Raw genomic sequence first — 16,972 nt, 5'->3', positions numbered from 1 at the left:
GGGTAAATCGTGCATTTGATGTCCTATAGGCGATTTCAGTGGGTTGTGCCCCCTGGAGGGGTGTCCGTCGAACCCGGTGCGGCGGAGAGCGCCCGGCGCAGACGCCCGGCCTGCACCACCGCCTGGGAGGTGCCCTTCCGGGCGGCCAGCTCCGCCAGGCCGGGTATCTCCCCGACCCCCGCCGGAAGGCTGCGCTCCGCGCACTCCGCCGCAATCGCGAGGATCCGCCCGAGGCCCCGGTTCACCGGGACGGAACGGATCAGTCCGGGCAGCGCCGGACCGATCACGGACCAGACCGTCGCATACGCTCCGCCCGATGCGGCCGTATGCAGCGCGTCGGCGATCCGGGTCGGCATCACCACTCCATGATTCACCAGATCGGCCAGCTCCAGGCCCAGTACGCGGTGATCGAGCTGCCCGCGGGCCGCCAGCATCAGCAGCGCGTCCACCGCCGCCAGCCGGTCGTCGGCCACCGCGGACCCCATGCCGACGCCCACCACCCGGTGCAGCCGGTGCCCGGCGGGCCCGTCGTGCCCGGCGTGTCCATGGGCGCCCTCCGCCTCCGCGAGCACCGGCAGGGCCGCGGCCACATCCCGGCTCTCCCACTCGACGCCCTTCACCATCGGGTCGTGCAGCCAGTCCGCGAGGACCTCCCGCTCGTACGGCAGGACGAAGGCCCAGTACGGCTGCCACCGCGACCAGGTGCCGCAGCTCTTGCCCAGCTCCATGTCCCGCCCCAGCCAGTGGAAGGCACGGGGGAACTCACGCCTGACCGCCAGCTGCTCCCGGACATTGCCGAATCTGCCCCGGGGGGCCACCTGCTGCCCCTCCCCGGCGGGCTCCTCGGCCTCCCGGTCCTTCCTGCGGCCGCGGGAGCGGGGGACGAGCCCCGGAAGCCGGGGCCCTTCCCCGCGCAGCCAGGCGGCGAGCCGGTCGCCCTCGGGGGTGCCCAGCCCGGCAGCCGCTTCCGCAGCCGCCTCCGCCCCGCCCCGGGGGACCCGGAGCAGCGCCTGCCCGAAGTCCGCGGGCCCGGGCCGCGCGCCGAGCCGGCCGTACTCCCGCAGCCGCTCCACGAGCACCAGCGGATCCAGCGCGCCGGTGGTCCGGGTCGGCGTCGCCAGCAGGAACGGCATCGGGTCCGTCCAGACCCGGTGCCCCGCCTCCCGCAGCCGGGCCGTCAGCACCGCCTCCAGGGCCTTGTGCGGACAGGACCCCTTCGGCTTCGAACGGTCCACCAGCAGATCCGGCACGACCGGATCCATCGCCAACGCGACCGCCAGGTAAGCGATATCCGGGGTGCTCCGGCCGAAGTACCCCTCCAGCCGCCGGGGAGACGACAGCACCCCCGGGGAACCGTCGACCCACCAGAAGGTGGGCATCGCCTCCCTCACCGCCTTGCCCAGCACCCGCGGATCCTGTGCGCCGAGCCGGACCATACCGTCGAAGACCCGCTCGAAGTTCACGGTCTGCTCCCCGGAGCGCATGATCACCACCAGCTCCTCGACCAGCTCGGCCACCGAGCCGGGCGCCGGGGCCAGGGGCTGCGCCACCGCGGGAGCCGGGAGGAACTCCTCGTACGCCTCCGCCGATGCCTCGTTCTCGTCGTCGCCGAAGAGGAAGCGGGCCGCCGTCCGCTGCGACGGACTCAGCCGCTCCGCCGCCGCTGCGAGCTCCTCGCGCACCCCGTCCCCGGCGGCCGCGAGATGACGGGCCACCAGCTTCACGGCCCGCTCCTGCACATCGGTGTCCGCATGGCCGAAGGCCTCACCGACCACCGGGAGCAGCGCCGCTGCCGCCTCCGGCCGCTTCCTCAGCTCCCGGTCGACCAGCACCAACTGCGAACGCACCAGCGCCTTCTCCGGCCGGAACAGCACGGCCTCCGCCATCGACACCAGCGACTCCTCCGACAGCTGCCCCTGCCCGGCCAGCTCCGTCAGCAGCTTCTGGGCATGGCCCGCCACGGACGGAACACCGTCTGCGACCAGACCCAGCCAGTCCGGCACCCTGGAGCGGCACTCCTCCCCGTCGGGCGCCAGCGCCCGCAGCACGGCGAGCGCGAACGCCGACTCCCGCGGCCGCCCCCCGCGCAGCAGCCTGGCCACACACGCGTCGAGCAGCACCGACCGCTCCACCACCCCGTGCTCCGGCAGCGCGGCGAGCCCGGCCGCCCAGGGGCCCTTCGGATCATGGTGCGGATAACGGAACACCTGAGGGGGAATCCGCGGCGTCTCGAAGATCCGTACGGCCAGCACGGACGCCCGCGGGTCCGCCCACAACCTCCGGACGGCCTTGTCGCCCTGCCGGGTCACCAGCTCCACCCAGCCGTTGACGAACCCGTCGGCCGTCGGCAGCGGACAGCCGGACCTCTGCACCAGCGCGTCGATGAGCAGCGCGTCACTGTCCGTCAGTCCGGACCGGGCGGCCAGCCGGTGCGCCAGCTTCCCCAGGAAGTCGTCGTCCCGGTGCTCCAGCACGCTCATCAGCAGCTTCGGCGGCCCCGACTGGCCGAGCTGCAGTTCCCGGGCCCCGATCCACGCGGCGGCGGCCGCCGGTCCCGGCAGACAGCCCGCGCCCGCCACCAGCACCGCCCGGGCCACCGAGACCCGCTTGCCCCACTCCCGCCAGTCCCAGTCGCGCAGTTCCTTCCGGAGCTTCTTCAGCTCCGCCAGCACTTCCTTCCGCTCCGCCGGGCCCAGCGGCTCCAGCAGCCCCGGCACCTTGTCCGACCACCCCTTGCGGACCGCCTGCATCAGTTCCGTCATCGCGCCGCTCCCCGCCCCTCGACCCGGCCGGCACCCGTGCCAGCGCCGGTCCCTGTTTCCGTTTCCCTGCCCGACTCCTGGCCCGTGTCCGCGCCGCGGCGGGCCATCCGCACCGCGAGTGCGTGCTTGCACGGCCCCCGGCCCCCCTGGTGCTCGGCCCACCAGGCGCAGGTGCAGCGCAGCCGCCCGCCCGCGTCCCGTATCCGATAGGTGCGCTCGGCGGACGTCACCGCGGCCGACACACCGTCCGGGTCCAGCGCCACCGCCCCCGCGGCGATCAGTTCCCGGGCGGCGACGAGCCGCGGATTGTGCCGCTCCACCCGCCGGGCGTCATAGGGCAGCTCCCGGTGGAAGTACGCGGCGTCCGCCACGTCGTACCCCACCCGCCCCGAGGTCCCCAGCCGCACCAGGCCCGCGCGGACCCGCGCCACCGGCAGCCCGGAGCGTTCCGCCAGCTCCGCCGGGTCGATCTCCGGCTCCCAGGCCAGCAGCACCGACAGCAGATCCGCGTCCTGCTCGGCCTCCTCCTCCGACAGCGACTCCAGCACCCCGCCCTCCCCGGAGAAGCCGCGCCAGGCATCGGGGGAGAGGGTCAGCGTCAGCCGCATGCCCGGCAGCGCCACCTCCCACGCCGTCGGCACCGGGGTGCCGTCGACGGCCGCGGGACCGTACACCCGCAGGGCCGTCGCCTGCCGCAGCACCCGCCCGAACGCCTCCAGACGCTCAGGCCCCGGCAGACACACCGCGCCCGCCACCGGCCGGCTCGTCGGCCGCAGCGTCCGCCCCGACGGGACCACCCACATCGCCCCCCGCGACGACCCCCCGGCCCGGGACCGGGGCAGCGACCGCAGGAACCGCACCGCCTCCGCCGCCGACAGCTCCGCCCGCAGATCGAATCCGGCCGTCGCCACCTGCGCCTCGGCGAACCCCCGCAGCCAGCGGTCCGGCAGCGGAACCTTCTTCTCCACCACCGAGCCGTCCAAAGTGGTGACCGCCATCTCCCCCGGACCCACCCGCAGATGCAGCGGGCTGTCACCGGTCATCCGCGACAGTGCGTTCCGCAGCGGATCGTTGACGTCCACATTGGTCGTCCCGCGACCCGTCTCCGCCCCGCCCAGCCCCTCCCGCAGCACGTCCAGCCGGGCGTACACCCCGCAGCACCCGGAGAACGACTCGAACCGCAGCCGGTCCCCGTTCCCCGTCACCACCGGATCGAGCAGCCGCCGCAGCTCCGGCCGCACATAGCGGGCGGCCGCCACATCGGCCACGGCCAGCAGCCCGCGCGCCGCCGTCTGCGGCGAGTCGAGGAAACCGGAGAAGAACGTCGGACTGTCCTCCGCCCCGGCCGGGGTGAGCCCGCCCGAAGTCTCCAGCCCGAGGAGGCTCCCGTCCGCACCGGAACGGAGCGCGGAGGGCCGGGCGTAGGCGAGTGCCTGCACTGATCGCGTCATGGAACGGACGTTAAAGCCCCCCACTGACAACGGTTGAAGCCCACGGACAGGCACTGGCGACACAACGCCCCCGCCGCCGTTCCCGCACCGCCCCGTATCCCCGCTCCCACCTGCGACGTTACTCAGTCGGCCGGGTCTTGGTGGCGACAACTCGCCAGATCCGCGGACCGATTGCCCGCAGGTGCGCCCCCGCCGGGCGCGCACCCCGGCACCCCGGCACCCCGGCACTCCCGCACCGACGCGCGCACTACCGCCCCGGCACACCCGCCGCCAGCAGCGCGACCCCCCGCACGATCTCCGACGGCGCCAGATGCGCATACCCCAGCACCAGCCGTACCCCCTCCGCCGGATCCGGCCCCGCCGCCGACATCTCGTGCTCCGCCAGCGTCCGCAGGGCCACCCCCGCCTCCCGCGCCGCCGCCACGAACCGGCCCTCCGGCCCGTACCGCCGCGGCAGCCGCGCAATGATGTGCAGCCCCGCCGCGATCCCCCTCACCTCGGTGCCCGGGAAGTGCTCGGCCAGCGCGCCCACCAGCACATCCCGCCGCTCCCGGTAAGCACGCTGACAGCGCCGCAACTGCCGGTCGTAGTCACCGCGCTCCACGAAATGCGCCATCACCGCCTGATCCAGCGCGGGATTGCCGAGGTCGATCGTCCGCTTCCGCTCCACCACCTCGTCGACCAACTGCCCCGGCACCAGCAGCCAGCCCATCCGCAGCCCCGGCGCCAGCGATTTGCTGACCGACCCGGTATAGGCCACCCGGTCCGGGTCCAGCCCCTGGAGCGCGCCCACCGGCGCCCGGTCGTAGCGGAAGTCACCGTCGTAGTCGTCCTCCACGACCAGCCCGGACACCGACCGCGCCCAGTCGAGCAGCTCCGTCCTGCGCCGCGCCGAATAGGCGATCCCGGTGGGGAACTGGTGCGATGGCGTGGTCATCACCGTCCGTACGCCACTGCGCCGCAGCGGCTCCATCGCCAGCCCCTCGCCGTCCAGCGGCAGCGCCGTCATCCGCAGCCCGCAGGCGTCGAACACCGGACCGTGCACCGGGCTCCCGGGATCCTCCACCCCGACGCTCCGCTCCCCGTGCCCGTGCAGGACCAGTCCCAGCAGGGTCGTGGCCTGAGTGACGCCCGAGCACACCACCAGCCGGTCCGGGTCCGCGACCACCCCACGCCGCCGGGTCAGCAGCGCCGCCAGCGCGGACCGCAGCCCCGGCAGCCCCCGCGGGTCCGGGTAGCTCAGCGCGCGGTGCGGCAGCGAGCCGAGGACGGTCCGCTGCGCCGCAGCCCACGCCGCCCGCGGAAACAGCGAAAGATCCGGTTTGCCCGGCCGGAAGTCCACCACCGGCGACGGCCGTTCCGGTACGGGCCCGGGGGCCGGCGAACCGCCCGGACGCACCGCTTCCCCCACCCAGGTGCCCGAACCGCGGCCGCTGCGGAGATAGCCCTCGGCCGTCAACTGCTCGTACGCCTCGGTGATCAGCCCCCGTGAAACGCCCAGGTCGGCGGCGAGTTCCCGGCTGGAGGGCAGCCGCGTGCCGGGGGCGAGCCGACCCGACCGCACGGCGTCCCGGAGCGCCGACTGCAGGGTGCGCCCGCGCCGCCGGGCGGGCGCGGCGGCCGCCGGAAGCAGCAGCTCCCAGGCGAATCCACCGCCCGGCGAAGGGGTCGCACCGGGCTCCGGACCCCGTTCTCCGCCGGGGTGTCCCGGGCGCTCCGCGCCGGTCTCGTTCGGGGCCATGAGGCTGCTGTCCCCCGCTTTCGTTCCGTACGGTCGGCTTCCGACGAGTATGCCGCCCCGCGCCCCACCCGCCCGCCGAACCCCTACCGCCCCACCCGCCCTAGGACCCTTCCCCGACAACCTCCTCCTCAGCGCCTCCGGGCAGCCCTCCGTGACCATGCGCCGCCGCCCAGATCGCGTCCCCCGCGAAGTCCACGTCGTACCCCAGCAGCCCCCCGAGCAGACTGTCGCACGTCGCCCGCCCGGCGCCGTCCGTGACCACCCGGCACCGGACCCGTCCGCCCGAGGTGAAGACCACGGTACGGCCGGGCACCGGACGTCCGGTGGCGGTATCGGTCAGGGTGGCGGTCGCCGTGCCCAGCGAGACCGGGCCCGCCCGCAGCGTGCTGGCGTACGGGTTCGCCGGGCTCATCCGCAGCACCGCCGCGACGGTGGCATCGTCCTGTGCCGCATCCCGCGACCAGAGCAGCAGCAGACCGGAGTCCGGCCCGCCGGCCGGCGGGCGGCAGTCCGAAGCGGGACTGCTGATGTCCCGCGCCGGATCGGTGACGTACCCCCCGATCGGGGCGAAGACCGCCTCCGCCAGACAGACGTACTGCACTCGGTCGGGCACCGCACCGGCCGTGCCGGTCCCCGAGACCGCGACCGCGAAGGTCGGGGATCCGGGGTTGGCGTACTGGTCGGCGACGGCCAGCTCGCCCGTACTCCGGTCGAAGGTCTGCTCCGTCGAGTGGACCGGGTCGAAGGGCCGGAACGACGCCCCGGCGGCGCCGGACTGGACCACCGGACCGTCGTCCCCGGCGACCGCGGTGTCCCAGAGGTATTCGATGCGGAAGCGGTGCCGCTCGGTACGGACGTCCGTGATCCGGGTGGTGACGGTGACCCGGGAGTCCGCGGCCGTCGTCCCGCTGACCGTGACCCGCTGCTCCAGATCGAAGGAGTCGCTCACCGACCATCGCGTCACGGACTCGGCCCCGCTCACCCGCACCGACTGCACCGAGGCGTCGAGCGACACCTCGTCGGAGTGCGTGAGCAACTGGCCCTGGACATAGACCCGTCCGGTGCCCAGATCCGCGACCCGCAGAAAACTGGTGCCCGGGATGCCCCGGCCGTACAGGACGTCCCGGCCCGGTCCCGCCGGGTTCTCCTCACCGGTCAGCACCGTGAACTCACCGGCGCCCGGCCGCTCGCGGCCGTTGACGTACGCCCGGAAGATACCGTTGCCGAAGCCGCCGGGAGGCAGCGCGGCGGAGGTCACGCTGGAGGTGGTCATCTCTGTCCTTCGGGTGGTACGGCCAGGGGGTCCCTGCGGGTCTCAGATCTCGACGGCGTCGGCGTACACCAGACGGCTCCCGGCCGTCGGCAGCACCTCCCGCTCCTCGACCAGCAGGCGCACGGGCGTACTGCCGGGCGGCGCGGGCAGGGTCACGGTGGCGCTCCACTCCCCGCCGCCGCTGCCCGGTACCGGAGGCAGCGGCGATTCGGCCTCGGTACGCCAGCCGAGGGCGCCCGACCGTCCGGGCGCCGCGGTCTGGAGCAGTAGCGTCAGCCGGGCGCCGCGCGCCGGGTCACCGGCGTACGTCGGACCGGACACGGTGACGGTCGCCCGCGCCGGGTCGTCGGCGCCGAGTGCAACCGACAGCGTCCGGTCCGGATTGAGCTGCGCGAACTGCGCCAGCACGACCGGGGAGAGCTCAAGACCGGACAGTGAGTGCCGCTGGTAGCGGGCGAACGCGAACCGCAGGAAGGGGCGGTAGGCGGGATCCGGCGGCATGGTGAGGTCGCAGTACCACAGCCGCCGCCCCTCGTCGTATCCGACGGCGTGCGCGGCCACGGTGACCTCGGGCAGTTCCGGTACGGTCTCCGATTCGGCGAGGACCAGCCGGGTCGCGGTCCGGGTGGCCCGCGGGAACTCGGCGGGACCCGGCGCGGCCGTCGTCGGTGCGGAGGCGAACAGCGGATCCCGGCCGCGGAGGGTGACCCAGGGGCGCAGGGCGGCCGGCGGGGCCCCGTCCGCGGCGAGGACGACGCCGAGCTCCTCGCTCTCGCCGGAGGAGTACCAGGGCCGCCGCAGATAGACCCGGATCCCGTTGCCGCGCCGGGTGCTGGTGATGTCCGCTCCGCCGCTGGCCCGCTCCCAGCCGAAGGTGGGGACGAGATAGGCCACGTCGGGCGCGCTCGGCCGGGCCGACGACCGGACGTCGACCACGACGGGCCGCTGCGCCTCGGTGTTCACCCGGGTCACCGGACCGGTCACGAAGCCCGCCTCGACGGTGCCGCCGTCGGGGATCGTCGAGCCGGGGCCGGAGCGGCGGATCGACCCGGCGGTCAGGTCGGTGACGTACTCCTGTTCGCCGTAGACCTGCCCGTCGGCCGGGTCGAGCACCGTCAGCGTGCCGGAGGCGATGCCTCCGGGGGCGATGACCACCGGATCCGTCCCGGTCAGCACGGCCCGCGTGGTCTCGGTGAAGAAGTCACCGAAGCGCGTCGCGGCCACCGCGGTGTAGGTGACCGTACGGTGCCGGGTGTCGTGGAACTCGTGCCGGGCGTCCAGCCGGAGCCGGTCGCCGTCGGGGTCGTCGGGAGCGGTGGCCAGAGTGGTGATGTGGGCGCGGCCGGAGCGGACGACGGGCGCGGGGTCGGCGGGCGCGTCGCCCGGTTCCGTCCACTCGGCCCGGATGTCGACCTTGGCGGTGCTCGCCCGGTCGAAGCCGAGGACGTCCACGATCCGGGCGGAGGTGTCGCCCGGGACCCGCACGGCGATCGGTTTGCCGAACACCGCGGGGGAGACGGGCTGCCGGACGGCGTGGATCAGCTTCACCGGCCGGGTGGGCGTGAGCTGCCAGAGCTGCCCCTGCGCGGCCAGCCTGCGCAGATCGTCCACGGTGGTGCCCGGCGGCGGGGTCAGCCCGCTGTCGGCGAACCACTGCCAGATGCCCAGGACGTCGAGGTCGCCCTCGTCGATCCGGGAGGAGCAGACGACGTCGGCGCTCCGCCCCGGTGGCAGCCGGACCGTCAGGATCCGCCGGACCGTGTCGTATGCGGGGGCGCCGGTGCCGTTCTCCAGCCGGAGCGTGAAAGGGGCCCGGCGCGGCCAGGACAACCGGTCGTCGAAGGGGACCGGGAAGACCTCGTCCGGCGGCAGCCCGGGCAGCCCGCGGAAGGCGGCGCCCCGGGCGAGGACGTCCGGCAGATAGGGCACCTCAAGCAGCGGACGGTCGAAGTACGGCATCGCGCCCCAGCCGCCGGGATCCTCGCCGCCCCCGGAGAAACCGGCCGTATCGCGGCGGACGATCTCCGCATAGGCGAACCGGTCCAGTCCGCCGGGGTTCACGGGGGTGGGCACGACGTCGTACAGGCCGTGCCGCTCCGCCGTGGCCGGGCTGATCCGCCGGGGCACGATCCACCGTTCGCAGACGCCGGTGGCGGGGGCGTCGTAGTTGCCCCGGATCACCAGCAGGCCCAGGGATTCGCCCTGGGTACGGGCCGCGGCGGGCAGCAGTTCGGGTGAGCCGACGGGTTCGAAGCGGAGATGGCGGACGAGCGGGGTGGCCGCGGTGAAGTCGTCCGGCGGGGGATCGTTCGGGCCGAGGCCGTTGCCGGTGACGTCGACGATCCGGGCCCGGAAGCGGTAGCCGCGGCCGTAGCGGAGCTTGGGCAGGCCCAGGGCGCGGAAGGAGGTGCGCAGCCGTACCGGCCCGGTGGGATCGGTGTCCGGTCCCGTGGTCACCTCCTGCCCGTCGACGGTCCGGGTGATGCTGCCGGGGCGGCTCGCGGCCAGGCTGTAGCCGTCCCAGGCGAAAACCGATTCGTGCAGGTAGATCGTGGGGTCACCGTCGGGCGCCGTGGTGTGCGCGAGATGGACGGTGCCCTCGTCGCGGGCCTCGAAGCGCAGTTCGCCGCAGTCGTACGTGCCGGAGCGGCGGCACAGGGACTGCCAGCGCCCGGTGGTGTCGTCCCAGACGTCGACCCTGATGCCGTACTCCAGCTCCTCGGCGCCGAACGGCTCGTCGGCGAGCAGGGAGGCCGGTGCCGCGGCCCGGCCGGTGGCCCGGACCAGCCGGGAGTGCAGGTCCTTGGCCCGGCCGCGCTGCACCACGCCGATGCTGTCGGCGCGGTGGCTGGGCAGCGGAGCCGGTTCCCGCCCGGGCTGTACGGCGATCGGAAGGGCGGCGTCCGGTGGTACGGCCGGTGCGCCGGAGAAGCCCTCGTTGCGGTCGAGGAGCTTCTGGCCGAAGCCGGACAGGGCGTCCGCCGTGCCGTCGGCGTCGACCTCCACGACCTCGAACCGGTCGGAGTCCAGCCGCAGCAGCCCGCCCCTGACCAGGGTTCCGGTGGGCTCGGCGGCGAAGCCGGCGGCGGTCAGGGTCGCGTTCACCGCGGGCAGCACCGCTTCGTACGGTCCGCCGGGCGCCAGCGGCGGCCACTCCACCAGCAGGGCGATCGCCACCGGATCCCCGGCGGTCGGCACCCCGGGCGCCGAGGCGTCCACGACGAGGTCCACGACCAGCCCCAGCGCCCGCTGGAGCGCCGGATACTGGGCCAGGGCGCCGAGCGCGGCGTGGAAGTCGACGGGGTCGCCGTCGGCGATCCGGGTGATGTGCGCCGCCAGGGAGCCTCCGCCCGGGGACGGATTGTCCGCCGCCCGGCGTTCGTGGAACTGCCGGGCGAGCAGGAAGTCGATCTGCGCGGCGCCGAACGGCTCGAACGGTGAATCCGGATCCTCCAGCGGGCCGCCCAGGAAGTAGCCGTCCCTGGCCAGTGCCTCGGCGATGAGGGTACGGGCGCGGGCGAGCCGGGCCGGGGGGATGGGGATGTCCGTGACCAGGTCCCGGCGGCCGCCCCCGTTCCGTGCCCCTTCGGCCAGCCCCGGTCCGCGGGAGGCCATTCCGTTGACGCTCAGGGGTGCGGTGGCCTGGAAGGCCGTGGCGGCGGCGTGCTCGGAGCGGGCCAGGTCGCGGGCGCTGACGGGCGGCCAGGAGCGGATGGGCGGGACCGTGGCCGCCGCCAGGGCGGCGGCCTTGGGGACGACGGGGGTGGTGTCGGGGAAGAGCTGCCGCCAGAGGTCGGACCGGGGCGCGCTGCCGGTGACCTCGGCCGCCACCGCGGGCCCGGACCCGAAGACCAGGGAGTAGCGGGGCCGCTGGGCGGGCCAGTCCAGCCACTCGGGATGGCCGGCGAGCGTCGGCGCCGGCCCTGCGAGCCGGGGTGAGACGAGGACGGACAGCTTGAGCCGGCCGCCTTCGCGTCCGGCCGGTACCGGGGTCCAGACGATGCGTGAGGCTGCCATGGTGGGGGTCGTCTCCTCGGATGGAGCGGCGGAACGGCGGACGGAAGGTGCGGGGCCGGGGAGGAGGCCGGGGAGGAGTCAGTGGGGTCAGTGGGGTCAGGCGGCGAACGCGTCGCAGTACTGCTCCCAGTCCTCGCGGGACATGAGATCGCCGAACCCCGTGGGCTCGTCGTCGGCCGCGAGGGCCCGCCGGGCGCCGGGCGCCCCGGTGAGCGATTCGTCGGAAATGCTGCCGTGGAGGTTGTAGAAGAACTCCAGGGCGACGGACACATGGAAGAAGAGGATGTCGATGGAGACGGTGAGCCGGGCGTGCGCGGTCACCGCGCTCTCCCGGCCCAGCTGCCGGTACTGCAGATCGGCGTAGAACTCGGCCGTGATGCTGATCAGTCCGAGAACGCTCAGCCGGCCGGTGGCCCGGACATAGCCGCGGAGCACGACCTCGTCCTTGGCGTCCGGGTCGTCCTCGTCCGCCCGCTCCAGTTTGAAGTAGACGCCGATGGCGATCCGGGCGAGACCGGACGCGATCTGCGCGAAGTCGAAGGCGAGGGTGTAGGTGGCCTCAAGGGCGCCTTCGATCTTCTCCAGACGCTTCTCACTGATTTCGATCGTGAGGAAGCCGCCGCCGCCGAATCCGTAGACGGTGACATTGAACTTCTCGTCCTCCCGGGCGAACCCGAAGGCGGCCCGGACCGGCTTCCGCTGGAAGGGGACGATGATCCCCGCGGTCAGGAAGCAGTTGGTGATCCGGAGCAACGGCCCCATATCCATGTCCGGCAGTCCGAAGGTGACACCGACCCGCACCTCGGTATAGGTGATCTCCAGATAGGTCTTCAGTCTGAGGCCGAAGACGCTGACGTCCTTGAAGGCGTCGGAGATGTAGTCCTGGAACGCGCCGACGAAGGCGAGCGGGCCGTAGAACCGGACCGCGTCGACGTTCGGTTTGAAGGACGGCCCGCCGTCGTGGTCGAAGCTGAACTCGAACTCCTTGAAGACCACGCCGATGAACTGGAACGCCGGGTCCACCAGCCTGAGCTCGAAGAGCGAGATCTTCCCCGAGACGGTGTTGGTGTTGCTGCCCGCGGCGTAGTTGACCTTGTTGACGATCTTCAGGTCGAGTTTGGCCCGGTTGTTCCCGACCACGGCCCGGAACGGTCCGAAGTCCACCAGCGGTGTGCTGTATTCGATGCTCATCAGGTGGCCGTCGGGAAGTTTTGTGGTGTCGGGGAGATCGTCCTTGGGCCTTTTCGGGTATGTGGTCTGTTTCTTGATCTTCGGGGAGAATTCGGTCCCCGCCGCGTTGTCCGGCAGGACGTTCGCCAGGAATGTGGCCCCGAACAGCACGGCCTGGTTCAGCTGGTTCTTGAGATCGAAGTAGGCCTTCCCCGCGATCGTCCCCTCGTCCCGCAGCCGGTCGACCGACTCGATTTTCCCGCCCACCGCGCCGAGCGCCCGCGACAAACCGCCGATCTCGAAGTTCGGGGTCACGAAGCCACCGGTGCTGCTGCTGTTGACGACGAGCCGTTCCACCGGCTCGTCCGCGCCGGAGGCGAGGGACGCCACCGAGTCCCGGACCCGCATATAGACCTCGCCCGGATTTCCGGTGAACCCGTCCCGCAGATACTTCTCGTCGTAGCCGAGGACGAGTGCGGCCCCCGGGCCGTAGAAGGTGTCCACGGTCGGCAGCCGGGCCTCCGCCGCCAGCATGCCGGGGAAGAACAGCGGGCTGTCGGCACGGGGGTCGAGCGGCCCCGGCGGGCCCTGGAGGCCCCAGAAGAGCCGCTGGGCGGGGTGGGTCGCGGTGCCCGGATCCGTCTCGGCGGTAAAGCCCAGCTCCTGTCCGGCGAGCTCCACCGACCGGCGGGGGTCCGGGGCGTCGCCGGTGATCCTGTCGAAACCGCCGTAGGCGTCGATCAGCTCGCGCAGAACCGTACCGGGCTCCGGGGACCGGATCGCCACATCGTGCAGCACAAAGCCCAGGGGGGCCGTGAAACGGATCTCCCGGCCGGCCTGATCGGTGCCCCGCAGCACGAACGCCACATCGGCGCCGGTGTCCAGGGACTGGATCCAGAAGCCGGTCTCCGGACGGTCCGGGAGGAGCGGATCCGGTGTCCGCGGCAGTACGGGCGGCACCGGCCCGTCGACCGCGATCCGGGTGAACGGCAGCGAGCGGCCCCCGAACGGCAGTCCGTACGACCCCGGATACTCCTTGACCGGCTCGGTGATCCGCACGAACCGTCGCTGTTCGAGATAGGCGACCCCGGTCGTCCCGTCGAACGTCCGCTTGGTCTCGGTGAAGAGCAGGGCCCGGTGGCCGAACGGGACCAGGAAGCCGTACTGCTCCAGGATCACCTTGTTGTCCCGGCCCTGCCAGGCGTGGTGCTCCCAGTGCTTGAGGTTCAGCCCCGGTGTGGTGCTCGGCTCCCAGCGGCCGTCCAGGTCGAGGGTGGCCCCCGCTGCGCTCAGCGCCAGCAGCGCCGCGTCCACCGGGGCGGCGTCCGGTTCGGGCGGATTCGTCAGGGTGACGAGCTGGCGGTAGTCGAACCCCTCCGGGTTCAGCGCGCCGAACAGCCTCGCCTCCGCCGGGTCCGCCGGCTCGTCGGCGGCGACCACCCGCACGGTGGGCACCTGCTGCGGATCCGGACGGCCCCGGGGCCCGCGCGCCGCCAGCCGCGTGTGCCACAGCTCGGTGCGGCCGTCGTGCTCGACCGGGCTCTCGGCGTGGTCCCAGGTCGCGAACTGCTCCGGCGTCAGATGCAGCCAGTCCACCACCAGCAGATCCGTGTCCAGGTCCCCCGGCCGCCCGGCGCCCGGCACCACCCGCATGACCCACTGCCACCACCGCAGCAGACCCGATTCGCTGTACGGGATGGTCTTCACCGTCTCCGGGACGGTGAAGGCGATCCGGCTCGGCCCCACCGCCCGCGCCGCGATCGCCCCCGGAACGGGCCGGTCCGGCTCGTTCTCGTACACCGTCTGCTCGGTGACGTGCTGCGTCTCGAACCGCACGACCACCACACAGGGCCGCGCCGGGTCGATCCGGCGCAACTGCGGGGGGTCCGCGCCGGGGTCGGGCCGGAGGTTGTGGAAGTCGAAGTCGACCACCAGCATGTCCTGGGGTCGTACGAGCCGTACGCTCGCCGCCGGAACGGGTGTTGTCATCCCCGGACCTCCGAAACTGTCGCGGTGCTCCAGATATACGGGACGCCCGTCGCGCGGCGAATCCGCCGAACGGATTACCCGGGAGCGGGCCGCGGACGCGCCGGGAAAGTGGTCCCCGACAGCGCCGCGGAAGTGGCTCTTCAAGGGGACCGCGACCGTCCCTAGCGTGATCGTCATGAAGCAAAGCGCCACTCCGGCGGCGGCTCCCGACCGCTCCGCCGCGATCCAGGGCATCCTGCTGGTCACCTTCGCGTACAGCCTGGTCGGGGCCTCTTTCACCGCGAACAGCGTCCTCGGCGACTACCCCTACGCGGGCGGCCAGGCGATCCGGTACGGCCTCGCCTTCCTGCTGCTGCTCCCCCTGCTCGGCGGCCGGTCGGCCCTGGCCCCCGTCCGTACCCTGACGGCTCGTCAGTGGGTCCGGATCGGGCTGGTCGCGGGCATCGGGATGGTGGGCTTCAACCTCGCGGTCCTGGCGGCCGAGCGGACCGCGGAACCGGCCGTGCCCGGCGTGTTCGTCGGCTGTGCGCCGGTCGTGGTCGCCGTCCTCGTCCCGCTGATGAACAGCCGCCGCCCCACCAAGCCGGTGCTGTACGGGGCCCTGCTGGTCGCGGCCGGTGCCTTCACCGTCCAGGGCTGGGGCCGCACCGACACCGCGGGCATCCTCTGGTCGGTGGCCGCGCTCGCGGGCGAGGTGGGGTTCGCCGTCCTCGCCGCACCCGTCCTGAAGCCCCTCGGCCCCCGGCTCCTCACCGCGTGCATCTGTGCCGTCGCCGCCGTGGAGTCGCTGGTCATCGGAGCCGTCGTCGACGGAGCGGGACTGGTCCGGGTCCCGACCCAGACCGAGACCCTCGCCCTGCTCTGGCAGGCCGCGGCGGTCACCGTCATCGGGTTCGTCGCCTGGTACATGGGCGTCCAGCGGATCGGGACCGAACGCGCCACCCTGTTCACCGGCATGATCCCGGTCGCCGCAGCGCTGACCGCGCCCCTGGTCGGTGCGGGCAGCTTCGGCGCCGCCCAGGCGGCGGGCGGGGTGCTGGTGGGCGCGGGCGCCGCCCTCGGCTCCGGAGTCGTCGCCCTGAGCAGGCCGCGGGCCGGGAACCCGCCGGACGGCGAAGAGCCTCCCCCGGGGCGGGCGTTCACCAGCGTGGAACGTCCGTCCATCCCCTCGGGGGACCAGACGGCCTAGGAGAAACCACCGGTGGACCCGCCGAGAGCGCGGCGCGGTCCACCGGGAAGCAACCCGGACCGTCGAAGGCCGGCCGGGACCCCTGTGGCGGGGGTCCCGGCCGGCCTCTGTCGTGTGCCCGGGGTCCGCCGGAGATCACCGGGAGATTTCCCGGCGCCGCGCGAGACGCCGCCTTCTCCGGCGGCCGGCCTTGCGCCTTACTCCGGGCGGGTGTTGTCGCGGGCCGATCCGCCGGGTGTACATCCTCCGCATTTCCGACAAGCCCCGGACGCGTGCGAGCGGCCCCCCGTCCGGAAACCGCCCCGCCGCCACGCTGGCCCGACGGGCCTTTCCCGCACGTCAGTGGTGTTGTCCTGAAACCAGTACCTGCCGGACCGCATCTAGTTCGACAGGGTGCTAACAGCTCGTGAACGCACAGTGGAACCGGTCGACTTCAGAGCGTAACCAGGGCAGGATTGGTCTTGACCAAGGTTCCGGCCCGCCCTATGGTCGCAGGGATAGTGCAGGAACCTTTAAAAAACAATGTCGAACAAAGGCGCGTAATAGCCGCCGCTGACACGGCGATCGCGGAGGATCAGGGTGGGGACCACGCATCTGGAGACTGTGCCGGAGCCTAAGTACTGGCACCTGAAGAACGTGATCGGCGAAGCCCTCGATTCGGACTTCGCGGTAGGAGAGATCCTGCCCAACGAACGTGAGCTGGCCGCCCGTTTCGGGGTGGCCCGGGCCACGCTCCGCCAGGCCCTCGAACAACTCGAACTCGAAGGACGGCTCCAGCGCCGTCGCGGCGTCGGCACCACGGTCGCCCCGCCGCGGCTCGGTGTGGACGTCTCCACCAACCAGCACACCGGCCCCGGTGCCGCCCAGGACGCCTGGCAGGCGTTCGACTGCGACAAGGTGGTGCCGCCCCCGGCCGTCTCCCGCGCTCTGGGAACGGCGGCGGGGGAGGAGACGTACGCCCTGCGCAGGCTGCGCGGTACCCACGGGCAGCCGCTCGCGGCGGAACTGCTCTACGTTCCCGCCGCGTCCGTCCCCGAACTGACCGCCATAGACGCTCCGTCCGGTGCGGCCCGGGCCCGCTGCGTGCTGCGCGAACTGCAGCGCCTCGACCTCGACGGTCAGGACCGTGCGGTCGAACTGGGCTCGGCGCGTGCCGACGACGCCCGGGAGCTGGACCGGCTGCCCGGCTCGCCGGTCCTGGTGGTCACGACCCGCTACCTCTGCCAGGGGCGTACGGTCGCGGTCTCCGTCGCCACCTACCGGGCGGACACCTGCAAGCTGACCTTCGGCGACTCCGGCGACGTCCGGATCAGCCACCACGGTGAGGAGCGCAGGGCCTCCTGACGCTCCGGGAAGAGCGCGCCGGGCCCGCCACCCCCC

At 73.2% G+C, this 16,972-nt stretch carries 8 protein-coding genes; 2 read left to right on the top strand and 6 right to left on the bottom strand.

Annotated features, from left to right (window positions below):
• Positions 1–35 precede the first annotated feature (35 nt).
• The 6 genes from B7R87_RS03230 to B7R87_RS03205 form a co-directional block, all read right to left on the bottom strand.
• Positions 36–2,762, bottom strand: a complete 2,727-nt coding sequence (locus B7R87_RS03230; RefSeq protein WP_130585343.1) for a DUF7824 domain-containing protein — start codon at positions 2,760–2,762, stop codon at positions 36–38.
• Positions 2,759–4,213: an SWIM zinc finger family protein gene (locus B7R87_RS03225; protein WP_078902441.1), complete on the bottom strand. Its 1,455-nt coding sequence runs from the start codon at positions 4,211–4,213 to the stop codon at positions 2,759–2,761. Before B7R87_RS03225 ends, B7R87_RS03230 begins: the two co-directional genes overlap by 4 nt.
• Before the next feature lie 247 nt (positions 4,214–4,460).
• Positions 4,461–5,954: a MocR-like pyridoxine biosynthesis transcription factor PdxR gene (gene pdxR, locus B7R87_RS03220; RefSeq protein WP_130585342.1), complete on the bottom strand. Its 1,494-nt coding sequence runs from the start codon at positions 5,952–5,954 to the stop codon at positions 4,461–4,463.
• Positions 5,955–6,054: 100 nt separating this feature from the next.
• Positions 6,055–7,227: a hypothetical protein gene (locus B7R87_RS03215; protein ID WP_006350521.1), complete on the bottom strand. Its 1,173-nt coding sequence runs from the start codon at positions 7,225–7,227 to the stop codon at positions 6,055–6,057.
• A 42-nt stretch (positions 7,228–7,269) separates the two neighbouring features.
• A complete protein-coding gene (locus B7R87_RS03210; protein ID WP_006350522.1) occupies positions 7,270–11,244 on the bottom strand; it encodes a hypothetical protein in 3,975 nt (1,324 codons plus the stop codon).
• 96 nt (positions 11,245–11,340) lie between these two features.
• Positions 11,341–14,403 (bottom strand): hypothetical protein, encoded by a 3,063-nt coding sequence (locus B7R87_RS03205; RefSeq protein WP_130585341.1) that lies wholly within the window; start codon positions 14,401–14,403, stop codon positions 11,341–11,343.
• 175 nt (positions 14,404–14,578) lie between these two features.
• Between B7R87_RS03205 and B7R87_RS03200 the strand changes: the two genes are divergently transcribed.
• Both B7R87_RS03200 and B7R87_RS03195 read left to right on the top strand, forming a co-directional pair.
• The gene (locus B7R87_RS03200; RefSeq protein ID WP_045853166.1) at positions 14,579–15,592 is read left to right on the top strand and encodes a DMT family transporter; all 1,014 of its coding nucleotides are present in this window, start codon (positions 14,579–14,581) and stop codon (positions 15,590–15,592) included.
• Between the two features lie 579 nt (positions 15,593–16,171).
• Positions 16,172–16,936 (top strand): GntR family transcriptional regulator, encoded by a 765-nt coding sequence (locus B7R87_RS03195; protein ID WP_006350525.1) that lies wholly within the window; start codon positions 16,172–16,174, stop codon positions 16,934–16,936.
• The last annotated feature ends 36 nt before the right edge of the window (positions 16,937–16,972 follow it).

It is taken from the genome of Streptomyces tsukubensis (genome assembly GCF_003932715.1).
Lineage (GTDB): Bacteria > Actinomycetota > Actinomycetes > Streptomycetales > Streptomycetaceae > Streptomyces > Streptomyces tsukubensis.
Note: the sequence above shows the minus strand (reverse complement) of the source record. Positions and strands in the feature narration are given on the sequence as shown.